The sequence below is a fragment of the Mesorhizobium sp. M0217 genome (assembly GCF_040321955.1).
In the GTDB taxonomy this organism is placed as follows: domain Bacteria; phylum Pseudomonadota; class Alphaproteobacteria; order Rhizobiales; family Rhizobiaceae; genus Mesorhizobium.
On sequence record NZ_JAMYSN010000024.1, the window covers coordinates 1 to 20420 of the forward strand.

Sequence of the window (20420 nt, forward strand, 5' to 3'; positions counted from 1 at the left end):
ACTTCTTTCCGGCGCGGGGCGGGCTCTGAGCTCCCGCCCCTGGGGGTCATACACTCCCTCACCACCTGCCCCTCTCTCGGCGGGGGGGGGGGGGCCGGTTCGGGGGCCCCCCCCCCCCCGCTTACTGCCGCGGCCCGAGCCGATCGAGACGGTCGCACTTCTTCCCGACCATCCGCCCGTGACCTTCACCTGGCGCGGCGTCCGCCGGCGCGTGAAACGGGCAGACGGCCCGGAACGCGTCTTCGGGGAATGGTGGAAGCGCGACGCCGAGCTCGCGGCGGTGAGGGATTATTTCCAGGTCGAGGACGAGAACGGCGAGCGCTACTGGGTCTACCGCGCCGGCGACGGCGAGGACGCCGCGACCGGATCGCACAAATGGTTCATGCACGGGATCTTCGGATGACTGGCGGAACCCGATATGCCGAGTTGCAGGTCACCTCGCATTTCAGTTTCCTGCGTGGGGCGAGCAGCTGCGATGAGCTGTTCGCGCAGGCGGCGTTGCTCGGCATCGAGGCGCTGGCTGTCGTCGATCGCAATTCGCTTGCCGGCATCGTGCGCGCGCACGAAGCGGCGAAGGCGACAGGCGTCCGGCTGATCGTCGGCTGCCGGATCGATCTCGCCGACGGCATGTCGGTCCTGGTCTATCCGACCGACCGGCCGGCCTATTCGCATCTCTGCCGCCTGCTGTCGCTCGGCAAGGGCAGGGCCGGCAAAGCAAAATGCCATCTCGAATGGGATGACGTCGTCGCCTATGGCGAAGGACTGATCGCAGTGCTGGTGCCGGACGAAGCGGATGATCTTTGTGCCGTTCGTTTGCGGCGGCTGCGCGAGATCTTCGGCGATCGCGCCTATCTGGCGCTCACCTTGCGCAGGCGCCCGAACGACCAGCTCCGGCTTTACGAGCTGGCAAACCTGGCGGCCGCGATGCGCGTCTCGACCGTCGTCACCAACGATGTGCTTTTCCACGAGCCGGCCCGCCGCATGATGCAGGATGTCGTCACCTGCATTCGCCACAACGTCACCATCGATGACGCCGGCTTCCGGCGTGAACGTCATGCCGACCGCTATCTCAAACCGGGCGATGAAATGGCGCGGCTGTTCAGCCGTTATCCTGAGGCGCTGGCGCGCACCGTCGAAATCGCCGGCCGCTGCCGGTTCTCGCTCGACGAGCTCGCCTATCAATACCCCGAGGAAAAAACGATGCCGGGCCTCACGGCGCAGCAGGCGCTGGAAAAACTGACTTGGGAAGGTGCGGCCCGCCGTTACCCCGAGGGCTTGCCCGACAAGGTGATCAAGATCCTGAAGCACGAGCTGCGGCTGATCGAGACGCTCGAATATGCGCCGTACTTCCTGACCGTCAACTCGATCGTCCGCTTCGCCCGCAGCCAGGACATCCTCTGCCAAGGCCGCGGCTCGGCCGCCAATTCAGCCGTCTGCTATGTGCTCGGCATTACCTCCATCGATCCCGAACGCAACAACCTCCTTTTCGAGAGGTTCGTTTCGCAGGAACGGCGCGAGCCGCCCGACATCGATGTCGATTTCGAGCATGAACGGCGTGAGATCGTCATGCAGTGGGTCTACGAGACCTATGGCCGCGATCACGCAGCACTTTGCTCCACCGTTATCCGCTACCGCACCAAGGGCGCCGTCCGCGATGTCGGCAAGGCGCTCGGCCTGCCTGAGGACATGACCAAACTGCTGTCGTCTCAGGTCTGGGGCCATGGCGAGGCGGTGGATGAGCAGCGCGCCCGCGAGCTCAATCTCAATCTCGGCGATCGCCGGCTGCGGCTGACCCTTGAACTCGCCGCGCAACTTGCCGGCACGCCGCGTCACCTCTCGCAGCATCCGGGCGGCTTTGTCCTGACGCATGACCGGCTCGACGACCTCGTGCCGATCGAGCCGGCGGCGATGAAGGATCGCCAGGTCGTGGAATGGGACAAGGACGATATCGACGCCCTCAAATTCATGAAGGTGGATGTCCTTGCCCTGGGTATGCTCACCTGTATGAAACGGTCATTCGATCTTCTGTCCGAGCACAAGGGCATCGCCCTCGATCTGGCGACGATCCCGGCCGAGGATCCGCGCACCTATGCGATGATCCGCAAGGCCGACACGCTTGGCGTGTTTCAGATCGAATCCCGCGCGCAGATGTCGATGCTGCCGCGCATGAAGCCCAGGACATTTTACGACCTTGTCATCGAGGTTGCGATCGTTCGACCTGGTCCGATCCAGGGCGACATGGTCCATCCCTATCTTCGCCGGCGCGACGGGACGGAAGAGGTGACGTTTCCGACGCCGGAGCTCGAGCGCGTGCTCGGCAAGACGCTCGGCGTCCCGCTGTTTCAGGAGCAGGCGATGCAGGTCTCGATGGTCTGCGCCGGCTTTTCCGCCGGCGAGGCCGATCAGCTGCGCCGCGCCATGGCCACCTTCAAGCACAGTGGCGGCGTCTCGAAATTCCGCGACAAGCTGATCAACGGCATGATCGCCAACGGCTACACCCCGGAGTTTGCCGAAAAGACCTTCTCGCAACTCGAAGGGTTCGGCAGCTACGGCTTCCCCGAAAGCCACGCCGCCTCCTTCGCGCTGATCGCCTACGCCTCATCCTGGATGAAGTGCTGGCATCCGGATGTCTTCTGTGCCGCGTTGCTGAATTCGCAGCCGATGGGTTTTTATCTGCCGGCCCAGATCGTGCGCGACGCTCGCGATCATGGCGTCGAGGTGCGTCCGGTCTGCGTCAACGCCAGCCGCTGGGATTGCACGCTGGAGCCGACCGATGTCGAAGATCGCTTCGCTGTCCGCCTCGGCCTGCGCATGGTGAGAGGTCTCGCCAATGATGACGCGGCCGCGATCGTCGCGGCGCGGGCCGATGAACCCTTCTTCTCCGTCGACGATCTCTGGCGCCGCGCCGGCGTGCCGGCGACGTCGCTTGTGCAGCTCGCCGAGGCCGACGCATTTCTGCCGGATATGAACCTTGCCCGCCGCGATGCGCTCTGGGCGATCAAGGCGCTGCGCGATGAGCCTTTGCCGCTGTTCGCGGCCGCGACATCCCGCGAGCAGAAAACCGTGCCGGAGATCCAGGAGCCTCTCATCGCGCTGAGGCCGATGACTGCGGGTCGCGAGGTCGTGGAGGATTACGGCCATGTCGGGCTCACTTTGCGCAGCCATCCCGTGTCGTTTCTCCGTGCCGATCTTCATCGCCGCCGCATCGTGACCTGTGAGGAGGCCATGCAGGCGCGAGACAAACGATGGCTCGAGGCCGCCGGCCTGGTGCTGGTCCGGCAGCGGCCGGGATCGGCCAAAGGCGTGATGTTCCTCACCATGGAGGATGAGACGGGCGCCGCAAACGTCGTCGTCTGGGTCAAGGTGTTTGAGAAATTCCGGCGCGTGCTTCTTTCGTCGGCCATGCTCGGCGTGCGCGGCCGCATCCAGCGGGAAGGGGAGGTGGTGCATCTCGTTGCCCGCGAGTTGACCGATCTATCGGCCGAACTCGCCAGCGTCGGAAACCGCGACACGCCATTTCCATTGCCACACGGCCGCGGTGACGAGGCCCATCATGGCGGATCGGGCGTTGATCCGCGCGGCATGCCGAAAACGCGCGATATCGTCGATCCCTACGAGCACATCGACCGCATCAAGGTGAAGACGCGGGATTTCCGATAAAGCTGCAGCGGTTATCATGTGGTAGTCTGGTCCGTATGACGATGCTTTATCTCAATTGGCGCGGAAGACGGTGAATCCCACAAAGCCGAATAAAACGCATCCGCCGAAATGGATCGAGCCTCAGCTGACGCGCCTGGTCGACGAAGCGCCCAACGGCCCCGATTGGCTTCACGAAATCAAGTACGACGGATACCGCATGCACGCGCGGATCGACGGCAGCGACATCCGCTTGCTCACCCGCACCGGCCTCGATTGGTCGCATCGCTATCAAGCGACGATAGCAGCCCTCCGTGCGCTCCCGGTGAAAGAGGCATATGTCGACGGAGAGCTGTGCGCCGTTCGGGCAGACGGCGTCACCTCCTTCAGCCGCCTGCAGGCCGCTATGGACGAGGGCCGCACGGGCGATCTTGCCTTCTTTGCTTTCGATCTTCTGTTCCTGAACGGAGAAAGCATTGCGAAGCTGCCGCTCATCGACCGCAAGTCGCGACTGGAAGGCCTCTTTTCGACCGACATGCCCGGCCTGCGCTTCAGCGATCACGTGATCGGCGACGGGCCTGCGTTCCGCAAGCACGCCTGCCGGCTTGCACTCGAGGGCGCTATCTCAAAGCGGATCGACAGCGCCTATGCATCCGGCAATCGCGGGCTATGGGTCAAGTCAAAGTGTCTCAACAGAGAGGAATTCATCGTCGTCGGCTGGACCGATCCGACTGGAAGCCGCCCGCATATCGGCTCGCTGCTTCTCGGCTACTACACCGATGATGGTCGTCTGATGTATGCGGGCCGCGCCGGCACGGGCATCACGGTTGCAGAGCTCAAGCGATTGGCTGGCCGGCTTGAACCACTTCAGGCAGCTCGAATGCCCCTCGACGCCCCACCGCCACGTGAGAGCCGGTTCGGCTCACCGCTTGAGCTGTCGCGCGTCCATTGGGTCAGGCCTGAAATGGTGGTCGAGGTCGCCTATCTCACCTGGACGGAAGACAATCTCCTGCGCCAGGTCTCATATCAAGGGGAGCGGCAGGACAAGCCGGCCCGGCAGGTGGTGCGTTCCGTGCCCCATCCCTGACCGGCATCGGTCGCCGCGCTTCATTTCATCCGACTTGCGCCACCTGCAGCGTGCCGGGTGGAAGGGCCTTGATCAGCGACTTCGCCGACACCGAAGGGTCGAGCCAGTCTGCCCACACGCTGCGATCGAGGATAACAATCTGCCGGTCATGATAGGGCGCGATATCGGGCCCAGGCTCCATCGTCAGCATGGTGAAGGCTTCGCCGACCTCCGGCGTGTCACGCCAGATTCCAGCAATGCAGAAGATCGGCTCGTCCTTCTTTGTGAAGAGCCACTTGTCCTTTCGCTTCTTCTTGGGCTCTATCGGATCGGTGAACTCGTAGAAGCCGTCCGCCACGATGAGGCACCGGTTCGACGAGAACTCCCGGCTCTCTGAACGGAAATTATAAACGGGCCGCTTGTTCGGTCCGGGCCAGCTCCAGCGACGTTGCATCATATCGCCCCCGCCGAGCACGCCCTCGATCGTCCTGATGATCGGCGCCACGTCCGTGATCTTGATGTCCTCGCGCGCCTCGAGGTTCGGCGCTCCTTCTCCGAAGCGGATCTTGATCTTGAGGTCGGCGAAGTCCTCCACGATCGAAGCGACATCCACCATCAATCGATAGTCATTGCACATCGGTCCTCCGTCCGATCGCCATTGCAGCGCGACCGTGTTCTTGTTATGTTCGCACGATCATGAGCGCGACGGTTTTCGATTCCGACGCATCGCTCGACGAACGCCGCGTCATCATAAGGCGCTACGGCGGCGATGTTGAGATGGCAGAGTTGCCTTGGGGCCTCCAGCCCAGCGACGTTGGAGGCAGGCCTTTCACCGTCATGCGCGCTGAGGGCAGGACGTTTCCCAGTCACCGTTGCTTGGTTCCGGCATCCGAATTCCGCCATCGTAGCCGCGGCAAGTCCTATAGTTTCTCGCTCGCCGACGGTGACTGGTTCTATTTCGCTGGAGTCTGGCGCCCGGCGACACGGGACTGGCCTGAGGCTTATGCCATCCTGACGATCGAGGCGAACGACGACGTGGCGCCCTATCACGTCCGGCAGATGGCGGTGCTGCGGCGCGATCAGCGGATGGCTTGGCTCGATCGGACCTGCTTGGAGAAAGAGCTGCTTCGGCCGTTGCCTGCCGGCACGTTCGTGGTTTCGCAACAGGCGGCGCTTGCATTTTGAACCAAAAACCCGAACTTCGTGATCTCGCCAGCCATCCGCCACTGCCACTGTGGTCGAGGCTAATATCGTTTGGACCTCAGTCGCTGCGGACGATTTTCGCTTCTAACGCCGCTGCAACGAAGGCCCGTCTCGCGACCGGCGTCTGGGCTTCACCACGCAGAACCTGAAGACAGGCATCCATAGCCAGTTTTCGCTTCTCCGTCTGATGAGGGAAACTTCGCAGCAGGATCGTGGCTGCGTCGTTCACATCGAATATGACTCGCTCACGGTCATGCCGGCCAATTTGCACCACCACGGGCCGGACGAACCTGCTCGACATGCAATTACTTCTCTTCGCGTATCATGGCGTTGGGTCAATTCATACGTGTATGGGCTAGGCTCCAAGAGAACTTGCAGTTGCTCAATCTCAAGACAAATTGCCTGTCCAATTTCAGCAGGCCGCTATTTGAATCCGGATGGGTCCCCGTCTAGTTTGCGTAACAAAGCACAGCGGATTTCTGTCGCGTCCGGAAGGTGAAGCGGCGCTTGGTCTTCGGGCTTTCTGAAGCCCGAGCCTTCCCTCCTGATGTTAGCCTTGACGCGGCCGCTGCCGCAATGCCGACACTTCCAGTGGCGCGCGGATGCCGGGAGAGGAAGAGGGCGGGCGGGCCGCGGCGGCGGGTGAAGGTCCGGGAGAGAGTCTCCCGGCGCCCGCCGAGGAGCGACACCCATGACCCAGATGGAAATTCACACGCCCAAGCGCAACGAGCGTGCCGGTTACAAGGTAGACGTCAGCCGCGGCCAGCGTATTGGCCGCGTGTCGTCAGAATGGTTCAACCGGCCGGCGGACGAGCGATACCTGTCGCTCAACGACCTTCGGAATTCGGTGAAGAGCCGGTCGGAGCGCAGCAAGACCCGCATCGTCGAAAGTGAGCGGATCCGCGTCGAGGCCAGCCGCGACGATCCGGAGCGCCTGAGGCTAATGCTGCCCGATGCGCCTGCCCCTGTTGCCCCCACACATTGGAGTTTTGGCCAACTCGCCAGCCTGGTGGGCGCACCGGCCACCTATCTGCGGCAGCTTCCGGCCCCGCTCGCGGCGATCAACCTCCAGCACGGTCTCCTCAACCACCGCGCCGAGCAGGTGAAGACGCTGGAAATCGAGAACGGACGCCTCGAGCTGCGAGCGGTAACAGGTCCGGACTACGGCAGAATATTTGACTCAGAACTCGTTGACGCCGTGCAGAAGATCGCTGGCAACGGCACCGGGGAGACCCGCTGGAAGGTGCCCGGTGTGCTCGACTGGTCGACAGGTATTTACAATCCGCACGTCGATATCTCCCGCGACACCACGACGCTCTACGCGTCAGATCGCAATGTCTTTGTGTTCCTCGTCGACGATCTGAACCCGATCGAGGCCGGCCGATTGCCAAACGGGGAACCGGATCTTTATTTTCGCGGCTTCTACTGCTGGAACTCCGAAGTTGGAGCCCGCACCCTCGGCATCGCCAGCTTTTACCTGCGCGCGGTTTGTCAGAATCGAAATCTGTGGGGCGTGGAGGATTTCGAGGAAATCACCATCCGCCATTCAAAATACGCGGCCTCCCGTTTCGCCCTGGAAGCCGAGCCGGCTCTGATCCAGTTTGCCGATTCCTCGCCCATGCCATTCGTCAACGGCATCAAGACGGCGCGGCAACGGATCGTTGCCAGAGACGACGAAGATCGCCAGGGCTTCCTGCGCAAGCGCGGCTTTTCCAAGTCCGAGACCACGAAGATCATCGATACTGTTCTCATGGAGGAAGGCAGACCACCGGAATCGATCTTTGATTTCGTGCAGGGCATCACGCGGGTCGCGCGCGACAAACCGCATCAGGATGTCCGCCTGGAAATGGAGGGCAAAGCCAAGAAGCTTCTTGATTTCGCCGCCTGATCCTGCGGAGGCCGGCAGCGAAACTCTCGTCGCCGGCCTCGCCTCCGGGTGTCTTGATTAATCCCAGCGCGGTCCTCCGAAGCAAGAGGACGGCGCTTTTTTCGTGGGAGAACCCGGCGACCAACATGCTGGAGGCCCCTCCGGCGGCTTGGCGTCGAGATCGTGAGCCGGGGCCAGGCCGGCGTGAGGGCTGGAGGCAGAGGGGGGAGGGGAGGGTTGCTGACGGGCTTGGAGGTTCGGGGAGAGGCCCCGGGCCGCCCGTCATGGAGAACCTGACCATGGCAAAGAACGCCATTCAGAAGATCGCGATGAACGCCGCGGAGAATATTCCCTATGACAAGCTAATGCTGTCGCAGAAGAATGTTCGGCGCATCAAGGACGGCGTGTCGATCGAGCAGCTGGCCGAAGACATCGGACGGCGAAAGCTGATCCAGAGCCTGAACATCCGTCCCGTGCTCGACGGCGAGGGCGAGGAGACCGGCACGTTCGAGGTGCCCGCCGGCGGCCGGCGCTACCTTGCGCTCGGCATCCTCATCAAGCAGAAGCGCCTGGCCAAGGATGAGCCAATCCCCTGCATCGTCAACCGCGGGCAGGAGACCTCGGCCGAGGAGGATTCGCTTGCGGAAAACCTGCGGCGCGCCGACCTGCACCCGCTCGACCAGTTTCGGGCTTTCAAGACGCTCAGCGATCAGGGCCTCGATCCCGACGAGATTGGCGCCCGTTTCTTCGTATCGCCGGCCACGGTGAGGCAGCGCCTGCGGCTGGCGTCGGTATCGCCAAAGCTTCTCGAGCTCTACGAGAAGGACGAAATCCGGCTTGAGCAAATCATGGCCTTCTCGATCTCGGACGATCACGGGCGCCAGGAGCAGGTCTGGGAGCGAATCTCCAGCTCCCACACGCAGGAACCCTATTACATCAGGCGCCTGCTGACGGAGACGACGGTCCGGGCCGACGATCGCCGGGCCGTCTATGTCGGCGCGAAAGCCTATGAGGCGGCTGGCGGCATCATCCTTCGCGACCTGTTCGAGCAGGATTCCGGCGGCTGGTTCCAGGATGCCGCACTCCTCGAGCAGCTTGTCTTCGACAGACTGAAGGTGGATGCCGAGGCAATCCGCGCCGAAGGCTGGAAGTGGGTCGAGGCGGCGATCAGCTTTCCCTATGGCCACACCTCCGGCATGCGGCGTATCTACGCCGAGGCGCAGGAGCTCAGCGCCGAGGAGATCGAACGCTACGACGCGCTGAAGGCCGAATACGACAGACTGGATGCGGACTATGCCCGGGCGGAGGATGTCGACGAAGCAATCGAGGCGAAGCTCGACCAGCTGGGTGCCGAGCTCGATGCGATCGATGATCGTCCTCAATGCTACGATCCCGCCCAGAAGGCCATTGCGGGTGTGTTCGTTACCCTTGCCGCGAACGGCAAGCTCCAGGTCGACGCTGGTTTCGTGCGGTCCGAGGACGAGCCACGGACCGAAACCGGCGAGGTCGATGAGGGTCAGGAAGGGGGCGCCGACGGCGGAACCCGATCCAATGGCGACGACGATGGCGATGGTGTTGTCATCAACAGCAAGCCGATGAATGACAGCGCTAGTGACGACGGCGAGGACGATGGCATCAAGCCTCTGCCCGATCGGCTCATCTTCGACCTGACCGCGCAGCGGACGCTGGCGCTGCGCAACGCGCTTGCCGGTGATGTCGACATCGCCATCGTCGCCGCACTCCATGCCTTCGCCCTGCAGGTCTTTTATCGCTTCGCGCCGAACACGTGCCTGGAGATCAGCATGAAGAGCGGCAGCTTCAGCCAGGTCGACGGTCTTGCCGAGACATCGTGGGCCAAGGAGATCGCCGAGCGCCACGAAGCCTGGGACCGCGATTTGCCCGATGAGGCGGAAGGCCTGTGGGACTTTCTTCTCGGCCTCGATGAAGCAAGCCGCAAGGCGCTGTTCGCGCACTGCATCTCGCTGACCCTCAATGCGGTGGTCGAACCCTGGAACAGGCGAGCGAAGGCGCTCGAGTATGCAGACGTGCTTGGCCGCTCGCTCCAGTTCGACATGGTCGACGCCGGCTGGACGCCCACGGTCGAGTTCCTCGGGAGGCTCACCAAGGCGCGGATTCTACAGGCTGTCCGTGAAGCGCGTGGCGCAGACTCCGCGCAGCTGATCGACCACATGAAGAAGGACATCATGGCCCGTGAAGCCGCCCGTCTTCTCGAAGGATCGAACTGGCTGCCAGAGCCGCTGCGCGTCGAGGTCGATGAAGGGTCTGCCGATGCTGGCGACGCGGCCGCCGGCGACATGGCGGAGGAAGCGGCTCTCGACGGCGATGCCGCTGAGCTGCCGGCCTTCCTCGCCGATGATGCGGATCCATCCTCCGATGAGCCGGTGACCAGCTCCGGCGACGAGGCCGACCACCTCCAGGCCGCCGAATAATCGGACTCACGCTCGCACCGGGCCCGGCACTCCCGCCGGGCCCTTTTCGTTTTCTGACATGGAGAAACCCGCATGTCCGCACATATCGTGTACGAATCCGCTCCTCTGGGGAGCGTTATCCGGTACAGCGACGGCACCGCGAAACCGCCTGCTCGCTTCACCAAGAAACTCGCCGCCTGGGAGAGCCGCAACGGCGTCGGGCGCCTGGTCGGGAAGGAACCGCCGCGCGATCGCGCGACCTATAGCTCGCCGGCCTACTTCACCCTGCATGAGGGCGATTTCGGACAGGGCGGCATCATCGTCGTCTCGGTCAGGCGCACCTGGTCCGTCGAGAGCGACCTGCGTTTCGAGATCATCGAGCCTCCCACGATCGGCATGGTCCGCGTCCTGCAGGAACTCGGCGACAGCCCGGAACTCTTGCATCTCGCCAAGAACCGCGAGGCGGCCGAACGCTGGCTCGCCGGCAATTCATACAGCCGAGCCTATCTCGAGGAAGTCTCCTCCGATGAGGTCGGCGCCGACGTCATAGAGGGCCGCACGGCCGCCTGATCGCTTCACCATTTAACCCCACCCGATGATGGGCCCGGGATCGCGCGAGCGATCGCGGGCCTGTTCCATTTCATGGAGATCGACATGTTCGACTGGAACAGAAGCTGCTCCTATGACGAGCAGCAGAAGAGACGTTTTCACACGACAGCCCGTTCACGGCTGAAGAAACTCGCCGCCGAGCTTGCACTACCGCAGGGAAGCTTTGACATGCGCTCAAACAAGGCGGGCATAGCCGTTTCCGGCGAAATTGCCCTGCACCATGACCGCGCCTACATCCAGGTCGGCCAGTTCGGTTTGTCCTCAGGTCACGGCATCCTGATCCGCACCTGCAAGGGCCGCAAGGACTATACTGGCGGGGCCAACCACTTCGTTGCGCTCGGCATGCTCGACGACATCCCGGCACTCGCCGCCGCCGTCCGTGCCATCACCGGGGTTGGTCGAGACGCTTCGCGTTCCTCCGAACGACGCGCCGCCTGAACCCTACAAAATTCAGGCGAGTGGTTCCAGATCACCGCGTCAGAATACCACTTCATGCTCGATTTGCTGCCGCCGCTCTTCATGCGCACCGGCATGTTCGGCATGTCGGAGTTCAAGACCGGCAACGTGCCGAGCGTATTCTTCGCGATCCGGATCCGGGGCCGCGAACGCTGGTTTCATGGCTTTTGCGACCTCACGGATCGGCAGTCTCCCGACAAGATGCGCGCCGCCATCATCGCCCACGAGACCGGCGCGAGCGACAGCATGACCCGCGCGGAAAAGCTCGCGGCCATCTGGAACGCGACGCATCCCGACTTCAAGGGGATCGCCGGCGAAATCAATCCCCACACCCGGCCCGCGGAGCACCGTGGCAAACGCGTCATTCTCGTCAACGACGGTGGCAACGGCACGATCCCGAAACTGCTGGAGGACCTGTCCGACAACGAAATCGACAACCGCATGGCGGCGATGCGCCCGCACACCAAAAGGAGGGGGAGCAACGATGATGACCCTTCATAAGCAGCCGACACGGGCGGACAAGCGCAGCTATGAAGCGTGTTCGACCTATACCGCCGGCTTGGGTGTCCCAGATCGTTGCCGATACCGGCGCACACCGCCACCCATCGCAAACATCGACCGCGGTGCCGTCCCGGACGGACGCCGACGCGAAAGCCAACTCTCCAGCGTTTCGCTCGCCGATGCAACGCGGGGTTCGGACAGGTCGAATGGCATGCCGAGTTCAACGCTGAGAACGACCAGGCGCCCACTGTGCTTACGCCGCGGACCTTCGCAAGCCCGCAGCATGCTCACCGAAAAAGACGATCGCTGGTCACGCCTCACCATACCGTCATGGTCCAAGACAGCGGGGATCCTTGTCCAACGCATTGTCTGAATCGATAGCCGCCAATCGATTCACGACATTGATGGAAATCTGAGAGTCGTTCCCAGCCTATGGAAGGGCCGGCATCTCCCCGTCACCGACCCGCCAGGTCCACGCACCCATCTCCGGTCGGTTCGCGATCATATCCTGCAACGAAGCCTCGTATGCTTCGTCCGCTCCGGCCGGAACGACAAAGAGCGCAATCGGTTCTTGCCTGTTCTGCAGCAACGCATTGGCGATCGGCTGGTCGGGTTGCAGGTCAAAGCGCAATCCCTTGACGCTCTTCTCGCGAAGGCGGGCGAGCCCATCGACGAGCCTTTTCTCCGGGACCGTCTCGTAGGGAATCCAGTTCTCGGACACCACCATCAACGCGACCTCCTCGACAATGGCGAGGCCGGCCGGGTTCAGTCCGAAGGTCGCGATCGCTATCAGATGTGAGCTGGAATCTGATCCCCACAGCGACAATTCTTTCTCGAAACGTGCCTGCAAGCGGCGGTGCAATGCATCGTCGATGATGAAGGGAAAGCCGGGCAAATGTCTGATGACAAGTTTTTGGCCGGAGCGGGCAGGAACAATCTCTTTCACCTCGCCGACCAGAACCAGTAGCTTTCGTGGGCCGGATTTCGGCGGTAGAGCGGCAGCAAGGGCGGCGTTACGACGATGTTCGATCGCTTCCTTGTTCTCGGCGCGAAACGGCTCGGGTACGAACACGATATCCGCGAGCGGTCCGCCCCTCACCGTCATTTGCCCGGCAGCCTCGAGCAGATGCCAGCGGACATTCCACCAATGTCGCTTGCCGGCCCATCGGGATGTCCAGACCGTCAATTCGGCCTCGTGCCAGAGATAATGAAGGAGGCCACGCAGCGACATCCTCCTGGGATCGGCGGTTGCGCTGGCGGAACTTTGCCCCGCAGGCACGGATGCTGCGCGGCTCCCTGTCTTCGACAGGCTGAAGTCCAATTTGAGGGCCGCCATGCCGCTTTGCGGATCGAGCTGTATCGCGCTGCCCATCAAGGCACCCAGGCCGGATAGTTCATAAGGCGATTCATACGATTCGCAGGACGGATCATGCCCGCCGCCGCTAAGCGGCATGCGCTTGATCAGATGAAGGTCGCCGATGCGCGCAATGTACATCGGGCAGCCTGGCTCGCGGCACAGGCATAGCGGACGCTCGGTGCGGGTATAGGCGTTCGCCAGCGCCGCCTGCAGGTCAGGCGCTCCCTCCTCATAGACCGCACTGCCAATTCTGAACCGTCGCATCACCTCCGCAGCTCCAGGTCGCCGCCGCATCCCTGTCCGGGCATTCAAGTCATGGCTTTGCGCAGAGCGCAACCCGTTTGTTGGATCGGCGCCAGAGGCAGAGGGGAGCCGGGAGGAGTGCGGCCCGGCTGGCGCGGAGAGAGTGCCGGCGCTGGGGCCACTCCCCTCTCGCGAAGGATATCTCCATGAACATTGTTTCGACCACCTCGACCGTCGCCCGGACGGACGCTCCCCTCGCCGCGCCGGCACAAGACGCCATCAACAACGCCGAGGCGATCCATCAGGCGGCTAAGATGCTTTTGCCTTTCCTGGAACAGGGCAAGCCTGTCACCACCGCCGCACTGCGCACCGCCATGACAACAAGTTTTGGCGGCAGCGATGCGCAAGGGTTCTGGGTCTGGAAGGACGCCTACGAGGCGCTCGAAGTCGCGCAGGTGCTGTTTCTGCACCGGTTCGGCCCGGCGATCCTGTCGCGGTCCACCACGCCGCAGGCAACGCTGGCGATGATGAAGCGCATCGCAGAACTCGTTCCGACCCACACACGGCGCTCCGACGAGAGCCAGGCCATGCAGCAGCTCTCCACGCCCTTGCCTCTGGCCTTCGTCACGGCGCACGCCGCGGCGATCGCATCTTGCGACCTCGTTCTCGAACCCTCGGCCTGCACCGGCCTGCTCGCCGTCCATGCCGAGATGGCGCGCGCAGCGGTCGCCCTCAACGAGCTTGCCGCGACGCGGGCCGATCTCCTCGGCCTGCTGTTTCCACGGTTCCCCGTCTCGCGGCACGACGCCGCCCATATCGACGATCATCTCGACGCGGCCATGGAGCCGTCCGTCGTGCTGATGAATCCACCCTTCAGCGTCGGCGCCTATGTCGACGGCCATGTCACTGACGCGGCATGGAGGCACCTCTCTTCCGCATTCGCACGCCTGCGCCCGGGCGGGCGCCTGGTCGCCATCACCGGCACCGGCCTATCTTCCGAAAACCCTAAATGGAGGCCCGCCTTCGAACGCCTGCAGCAGCAGGGCACGGTCATCTTCACCGCAGCGATCGACGGCCGTGTCTACGCTCGCCATGGCACCCCCACTGAGACCCGCCTGACAATCATCGACAAGGTACCGGCCGCCGATCCGTCGCGTTTCGTCGCCTCGCCGGGCAAGGCCACGGATGTCGAGACGCTGCTCTCCTGCATCACGGATCTGCCGCCCCGCACACCGGGCGGCTTTCCGGACTCGATCGGTGCATTGTCCAGCGGCATCCTGCGCAATGCCGCCATGCACATAGGCGCCCGATCGGGGGTGAGAACCGCACCCCTCGGTGTCTCAACGGCTGCTCCGAAGGCCATCCAATCGGTCCGTCCGATTGTGCGGGCGAAGCCCGCTCGCCAGGTCATGGCAAGCAGCGCGCTTGCCGTCCCGCTCGGCTATGAGCTGCGCGACTGGATGCCGGAGGAGGGCGGTCGGCTCACCGACACGATCTACGAACCATACGCGCTCCAGTCGATCGACATTCCCCGCGCCAAACCGCATCCGACGCCGCTCGTGCAGTCGGCCGCAATGGCCGCCGTCGCGCCGCCAAAGCCTTCCTATCGGCCGCTTCTTCCTGATGCGATCATCGACGAGGGCCTGCTGTCGGACGCCCAGCTCGAAAGCGTCATCTATGCCGGCGAAGCCCATTGCGGCCATCTCACCGGCGCCTGGACGGTTGACGGGACCTGCGATGTCGTCTCGGCCGCGCCAGAAGGTGCTGCGAACGCTGTCCGCTTCCGCCGTGGATGGTTTTTGGGTGACGGGACCGGCTGCGGCAAGGGACGGCAAGTCGCCGGCATCATCCTCGACAACTGGCTGCAGGGCCGCCGCCGTGCGATCTGGATTTCCAAGTCGGACAAATTGCTTGAGGACGCCCAGCGCGATTGGGCAGCACTTGGCCAGGAAAAACTTCTCGTCCAACCGCTCTCACGTTATCGCCAGGGCACACCGATCCGGCTTGCCGAGGGCATCCTGTTCACGACCTACGCAACCCTGCGCTCGCAGGAGCGGGAGGGCAAGAAATCCCGGATCGCCCAGATCCTCGACTGGGTTGGACAAGACGCGGGGAGGGCCGATAGCCAGACAGGGATTGGAGAAAACCCGTCCGGGGCCAAAAAATCTTTCGATGGCGTCATCGTCTTTGACGAAGCGCACGCCATGGCCAACGCCGCTGGCGGCAAAAGCGAGCGTGGCGACGTCTCCCCTTCGCAGCAGGGTAGGGCGGGACTGCGGCTGCAGCACGCACTGCCCGATGCCCGCGTCGTCTATGTCTCGGCCACTGGCGCGACCGCCGTCGAGAACCTCGCCTATGCACAGCGCCTCGGCATCTGGGGCAGCGAGGATTTTCCATTCGCCAACCGCGCCGAATTCGTCGCCGCGATCGAGGACGGCGGTGTCGCGGCGATGGAAGTGCTCGCCCGCGACCTCAAATCGCTAGGTCTCTATGCGGCACGTTCGCTCTCCTATGACGGTGTCGAGTACGACCTGCTCGAGCACACGCTGACCGACGAACAGATCCGCATCTACAACGCCTATGCGGACGCCTTCCAGGTCATTCACAACAACCTGACCGCCGCACTCGAGGCGACCAACATCACCAGTGAGTCCGGCACGCTGAACCGCAACGCAAAATCGGCGGCGCGCTCGGCCTTTGAAAGCACCAAGCAGCGCTTCTTCAGCCATCTCATCACCTCGATGATGACGCCGACGCTCATCGGCGCGATCGAGCAGGACCGGATCGAGGGTCATTCGGCAGTCGTGCAGATCGTCTCGACCGGCGAGGCGCTGATGGAGCGACGCCTTGCCGAGATCCCGACCGAGGAATGGTCGGACCTGCATGTCGACGTCACACCGCGCGAGTATGTCGGCGGGTACTTGATGCACTCCTTCCCCACCCAGCTGTTCGAGCAATATTCGGACGCGGAGGGCAACGTCTATTCGCGGCCTGTCCACGACGAAGATGGCAATCCGGTTCAATGCCGCGAGGCGGTTCGCCGGCGCGACGAGATGGTCGAAAAACTTGCATCGCTGCCGCCGGTCGGCAGCGCGCTCGACCAGATCATCCATCACTTCGGCACCACCAGGGTTGCCGAGGTGACCGGCCGCTCGCGCCGCATCGTGAAGAAGACCGGCCGCGACGGCATCGATTGGCTGGCCGTGGAAAACCGCCCTGGCTCGGCCAACCTCGCCGAGACCCAGAGTTTTATGGATGACGATAAGCGCGTACTGATCTTTTCCGACGCCGGTGGCACCGGCCGCTCCTACCACGCCGATCTCGGGGTCAGGAACCAGAGGCTGCGCAAGCACTATCTGCTCGAAGCCGGCTGGCGCGCCGATAACGCCATCCAGGGTCTCGGACGGACGCACCGCACAAATCAGAAGCAACCGCCCTTGTTCCGGCCGATGGCCGCCAATGTGAAGGCGGGCAAGCGCTTCCTGTCGACGATAGCACGACGGCTCGACACGCTGGGCGCGATCACGCGCGGCCAGCGCCAGACCGGCGGGGCGGGGCTGTTCCGTGCCGAGGACAATCTCGAAAGCCCCTATGCCCGCGCGGCCCTGCGCCAGTTCTATCTTCTGTTGCACCAAGGCAAGATCGAGGGCTGCTCGCTGACGACCTTCGAGACCGTGACTGGGCTGTCGCTGACGACTGACGAGGGTGGGTTGCGCGACGAGTTGCCGCCGATCACGACCTGGCTCAATCGCCTGCTGGCGCTGCGCATCGAGACCCAGAACCTGCTGTTCGAGGTGTTCGAGCAACTGATGACGGCGAAGGTTGAGGGCGCGATCGCCGCCGGAAACTATGACAAGGGACTGGAGACGATCACGGCCGAAAGCATCGTCGTCACCGATCGCCGCACCGTCTACGCGCACCCGGTCTCGGGCGCGCAGTCGCATGTGCTGACCGTCGCCCGCAAGGACCGTATCCGGCCGCTCGGCCTGATCGACGCACTGGCCATTGTCCGGGCGGAGCCGCAATCGGTTCTGCTGGTGAACGCCCGTTCCAGCCGCGCGGCGATCCGGCTGCCGACGGCGAGCCTGATGCTCGACGACGGCACGATAGAGCACCGCGTACGCCTGCTGCGGCCGACCGACGAGCTGCGCTTCGGTCTCGACGCCCTTGCCGAAACCCACTGGCAGCCGACCGACCGAAAACTGTTCTGCGATCTGTGGCAGGCAGAAGTCGCTGCCGTCCCGGACTTCACCACCAGCACCTTTCACATCGTGACGGGTCTGCTGTTGCCGATCTGGCGTCGGCTGCCGGACGACGACTGTCGAGTCTATCGAATCCAGACCGATGCCGGCGAGCGCATCATCGGCCGCCACATCGCGCCGACGCTGGTCGCGACCATGTTCCGCAATCTGGGTCTCGACGATCTACCCAAGCTCGCGCCGGAAGATGCCTGGACCGGGCTCGTGGAAGGCAGGATTGGACTGCAACTCGCCGATGGCATGATCCTGCGCCGCAGTCGCGTCATGAACGACTATCGTGTCGAATTGATCGGCTTCACAGACGCTTTTGTTCCCCGGCTGAAGGCGCTGGGGCTGATCTCCGAGATCATCTCCTGGAAGCTCCGGCTGTTCATCCCGACGAGCGAGCAAGGACCGTCCATCCTCGCCGGGCTCCTCGACCGCCACACACTGGTCGGCGTCACCGATCGCGCGGCAGCGGCGTGAGGGGAGACGATCATGATCGTCTCGCCCTCCGAGCTGGCACGCCGCCTTGGCGAACATGCCGAGGCGGTGTGCCGCGAATATCTCTCCAACGGCCGTCGCTCCGGCAATTACTGGATGGTCGGCGATGTCCGCAACACGCGCGGCCGTTCCATGCATGTGCGGCTCAAGGCGGTTGGCGGCAAGGCAGCCGGAAAATGGGTCGACGAGTCGTCGGGGGAATATGGCGACCTGCTCGACGTCATCGAGCAGAGCTGTGGCCTGGTCGACTTCCGGGAGGTCGCGGATGAAGCACGTCGCTTCCTCTCCATGCCGCTGCCACCGCCCCAGCCCCCGCCCCAGCCCCAGCCCCTTGGCGCGCAGCGCCAACTTGCTGCGGCACGCGGCTCTCCCGACGCCGCGCGTCGCCTGTTCGCCATGTCGCAGCCGATCGCTGGCACGCTGGCCGAACGATACCTCGCCGGCCGCGGCATTCTGCTCTCCGCGCATGAGCGCGCGCTACGTTTCCATCCCGGCTGCTACTACAGGGATCTCGTATCGGGCGAGACGCAGGCGCTTCCTGCCCTGATCGCCGCAGTCACGAGCCTTGATGGTCAGATTACAGGCCTGCAGCGCACTTGGCTCGATCCTTCTGGGGACGGCAAGGCGCAACTCGCGGATCCACGCCGCTCACTGGGTCATCTCTTTGGCAACGCCATCTGGCTTGGCCTTGAGCCTGGTGCGCCCGTCCCGGTCATGGCCGCCGGCGAGGGCCTCGAGACGATGGCGTCGCTCCGGACGGTGATGCCGTCGCTGCCGGTGGCAGCCGCCACCTCGGCCAATCACCTCGCCGGCTTGACCTTCCCGCCTGGCTGCCGTCGCCTCTACATCGCAGCCGATGCCGACGCCGCCGGCCGTCAGGGCATCGAGCGCCTCAGCCAGCGCGCGGGCGACTCAGGGATCCTTGCCCTGGTGTTGCGGCCGCAGCTCGGCGACTTCAACGACGATCTGCGTCATCTCGGCCAGGCTCATCTCGCGGCATGGCTCAGCGGTCAACTCGTCCCGGAGGATGCCCGTCTCTTCCTGCCGCCCGGATGAATGGGTCGGGCCGGCACGCGGGCCGGCGCGGCGTCGCTGGATAGCCTGCAGACATGGCGGCGGTGCACCGGAGAGGCCGCGCCCGCGGCCTGCCTGAGAGGCGACCCCTGCCACCCCCCAGTCACGGCCGCAACGGCTTCGCCGTCCTCCGCTCGCGCTTCGGCCTTCGGTGCGGCCGCGCCCGGCGCGCGGCCGGGATGCGCTGTCAGGCCGCGATAGGCGCGGCCACAACCGACGGAGACACCGCCATGACCTATGACATTCCTCTCGACGACGCCTACGAGCCCTCCCACGCCTCCTCGCCGACCGACCGCGTCATCCTCGAACTGCAGATGTACGGCCATCGCCCGCATCAGGACGAACCTGATCCTCGGCCACTTCCCGACGACGAGGTGATCCGGGCCGGCCTCGCCGGCATCGTCGAAACCCTCGCCGGCATGCTCGGCGACACCAGGCTCGAACCCGATCTCGACGACCTGCTCTGGTCCTTCGCAAACGTCTTCCACCGTGCCGCCGAGCGTGTCGCCCGCAGCCTCGACCGCAATGAGGAGGCGCAGCGTTCAAGCCAGCAGGAGCAGGACGGCTCGGAGGTGAAGTCCGTCGAGCTGGAGCGGCTGACCGCGGAAGGCATCAGCTATATCGAGCGCCGCAACGTGCTCGAAATCATGCGCGATGAGGCCGCCGACCTCTACGAGGCACAAACCGGATCGGCATGGCGGCCGCGCACCGGCTCCAAAGTATCACACCAGGCGATGACCGCGGCGGTGATCGACTCCAGAGACTTCCTCGCCGCCCGCCGCCATGCCGAAACCGAGGTGCTCGTTCCAGCCGGCACCAAGATCGCCTTCGCCGGCGGCCTCGACTGCAACGATCACGACCGGATCTGGGAGGCGCTCGACAAGGCCCGCGAGAAGCATCCCGACATGGTCCTGATCCACGGTGGCAGCCCGCGCGGCGCCGAACGCATCGCCGCCTGCTGGGCCGAGAACCGCAAGGTCACCCAGATCGCCTTCAAGCCGGATTGGAACCGGCACGCCAAGGCGGCTCCGTTCCGCCGCAACGACCAGCTTCTCTCAGTAGTGCCCTACGGCCTGATCGTCTTTCCCGGCTCCGGCATCACCGAGAACCTTGCCGACAAGGCCCGTCGGCTCGGCATTCCCGTCTGGCGGTTCGCGGAGGACGGCGCGTGAAGCGCCGTCTTCCTCGCGTCCGCGCTCAGAACTCGCTTCCATCGCCATGTCGACGAACCCAACCG

14 protein-coding genes and 1 pseudogene are annotated in these 20420 nt (G+C 64.0%); 12 read left to right on the top strand and 3 right to left on the bottom strand.

Annotation, left to right across the window (positions count from 1 at the left end):
- The 3 genes from NKJ18_RS26590 to ligD all read left to right on the top strand — a co-directional run.
- Window positions 1-403, top strand: a 403-nt coding sequence (locus NKJ18_RS26590; protein ID WP_502906180.1) for a DUF6504 family protein, incomplete at its 5' end; no start/stop codon positions are given.
- On the top strand, window positions 400-3660 hold the full coding sequence (locus tag NKJ18_RS26595) for an error-prone DNA polymerase (RefSeq protein ID WP_352760469.1): 3261 nt from the start codon (window positions 400-402) through the stop codon (window positions 3658-3660). The genes NKJ18_RS26590 and NKJ18_RS26595, both read left to right, overlap by 4 nt.
- A gap of 70 nt (window positions 3661-3730) precedes the next feature.
- Window positions 3731-4723 carry a non-homologous end-joining DNA ligase gene (gene ligD / locus NKJ18_RS26600; protein ID WP_352760472.1) on the top strand — a complete coding sequence of 331 codons (993 nt, stop codon included), beginning with the start codon at window positions 3731-3733 and terminating at the stop codon, window positions 4721-4723.
- 25 nt (window positions 4724-4748) lie between these two features.
- Here ligD and NKJ18_RS26605 read toward each other — a convergent pair whose 3' ends face one another.
- The gene (locus NKJ18_RS26605) at window positions 4749-5339 is read right to left on the bottom strand and encodes an SOS response-associated peptidase (protein ID WP_352760475.1); all 591 of its coding nucleotides are present in this window, start codon (window positions 5337-5339) and stop codon (window positions 4749-4751) included.
- Window positions 5340-5395: 56 nt separating this feature from the next.
- On the opposite strand from NKJ18_RS26605, the gene NKJ18_RS26610 reads away from it, so the two are divergent.
- On the top strand, window positions 5396-5887 hold the full coding sequence (locus NKJ18_RS26610) for an SOS response-associated peptidase family protein (RefSeq protein ID WP_352760626.1): 492 nt from the start codon (window positions 5396-5398) through the stop codon (window positions 5885-5887).
- Between the two features lie 76 nt (window positions 5888-5963).
- Here the strand turns inward: NKJ18_RS26610 and NKJ18_RS26615 are convergent, their stop codons facing one another.
- Complete coding sequence (locus tag NKJ18_RS26615) at window positions 5964-6206, bottom strand: DUF982 domain-containing protein (RefSeq protein ID WP_352760477.1); 243 nt, start codon at window positions 6204-6206, stop codon at window positions 5964-5966.
- 390 nt (window positions 6207-6596) lie between these two features.
- Here NKJ18_RS26615 and NKJ18_RS26620 point away from each other — a divergent pair, with 390 nt between their 5' ends.
- From NKJ18_RS26620 to NKJ18_RS26640, 5 genes and pseudogenes are all read left to right on the top strand, one after another.
- Complete coding sequence (locus NKJ18_RS26620) at window positions 6597-7793, top strand: DUF932 domain-containing protein (RefSeq protein WP_352760480.1); 1197 nt, start codon at window positions 6597-6599, stop codon at window positions 7791-7793.
- A 278-nt stretch (window positions 7794-8071) separates the two neighbouring features.
- Window positions 8072-10222, top strand: coding sequence for a ParB/RepB/Spo0J family partition protein (locus NKJ18_RS26625; RefSeq protein ID WP_352760483.1), 2151 nt, complete (start codon window positions 8072-8074; stop codon window positions 10220-10222).
- Window positions 10223-10294: 72 nt separating this feature from the next.
- On the top strand, window positions 10295-10771 hold the full coding sequence (locus NKJ18_RS26630) for a UCP036055 family protein (protein WP_352760486.1): 477 nt from the start codon (window positions 10295-10297) through the stop codon (window positions 10769-10771).
- 84 nt (window positions 10772-10855) lie between these two features.
- The gene (locus NKJ18_RS26635; RefSeq protein WP_352760488.1) at window positions 10856-11248 is read left to right on the top strand and encodes a hypothetical protein; all 393 of its coding nucleotides are present in this window, start codon (window positions 10856-10858) and stop codon (window positions 11246-11248) included.
- A gap of 24 nt (window positions 11249-11272) precedes the next feature.
- Window positions 11273-11767, top strand: a pseudogene (locus NKJ18_RS26640) (DUF1419 domain-containing protein); the annotation flags it as partial.
- A gap of 430 nt (window positions 11768-12197) precedes the next feature.
- Here the strand turns inward: NKJ18_RS26640 and NKJ18_RS26645 are convergent.
- Entirely contained in the window at window positions 12198-13388 is a 1191-nt protein-coding gene (locus NKJ18_RS26645; protein WP_352760629.1) for a DUF1173 domain-containing protein, read from the bottom strand.
- A 185-nt stretch (window positions 13389-13573) separates the two neighbouring features.
- Here NKJ18_RS26645 and NKJ18_RS26650 point away from each other — a divergent pair, with 185 nt between their 5' ends.
- From NKJ18_RS26650 to NKJ18_RS26660, 3 genes are all read left to right on the top strand, one after another.
- Window positions 13574-18091, top strand: a complete 4518-nt coding sequence (locus NKJ18_RS26650; protein WP_352760491.1) for a strawberry notch-like NTP hydrolase domain-containing protein — start codon at window positions 13574-13576, stop codon at window positions 18089-18091.
- Window positions 18092-18103: 12 nt separating this feature from the next.
- A complete protein-coding gene (locus NKJ18_RS26655) occupies window positions 18104-19165 on the top strand; it encodes a DUF7146 domain-containing protein (RefSeq protein WP_352760494.1) in 1062 nt (353 codons plus the stop codon).
- A gap of 248 nt (window positions 19166-19413) precedes the next feature.
- Window positions 19414-20355: a DUF2493 domain-containing protein gene (locus NKJ18_RS26660; protein ID WP_352760497.1), complete on the top strand. Its 942-nt coding sequence runs from the start codon at window positions 19414-19416 to the stop codon at window positions 20353-20355.
- Window positions 20356-20420 lie beyond the last annotated feature (65 nt).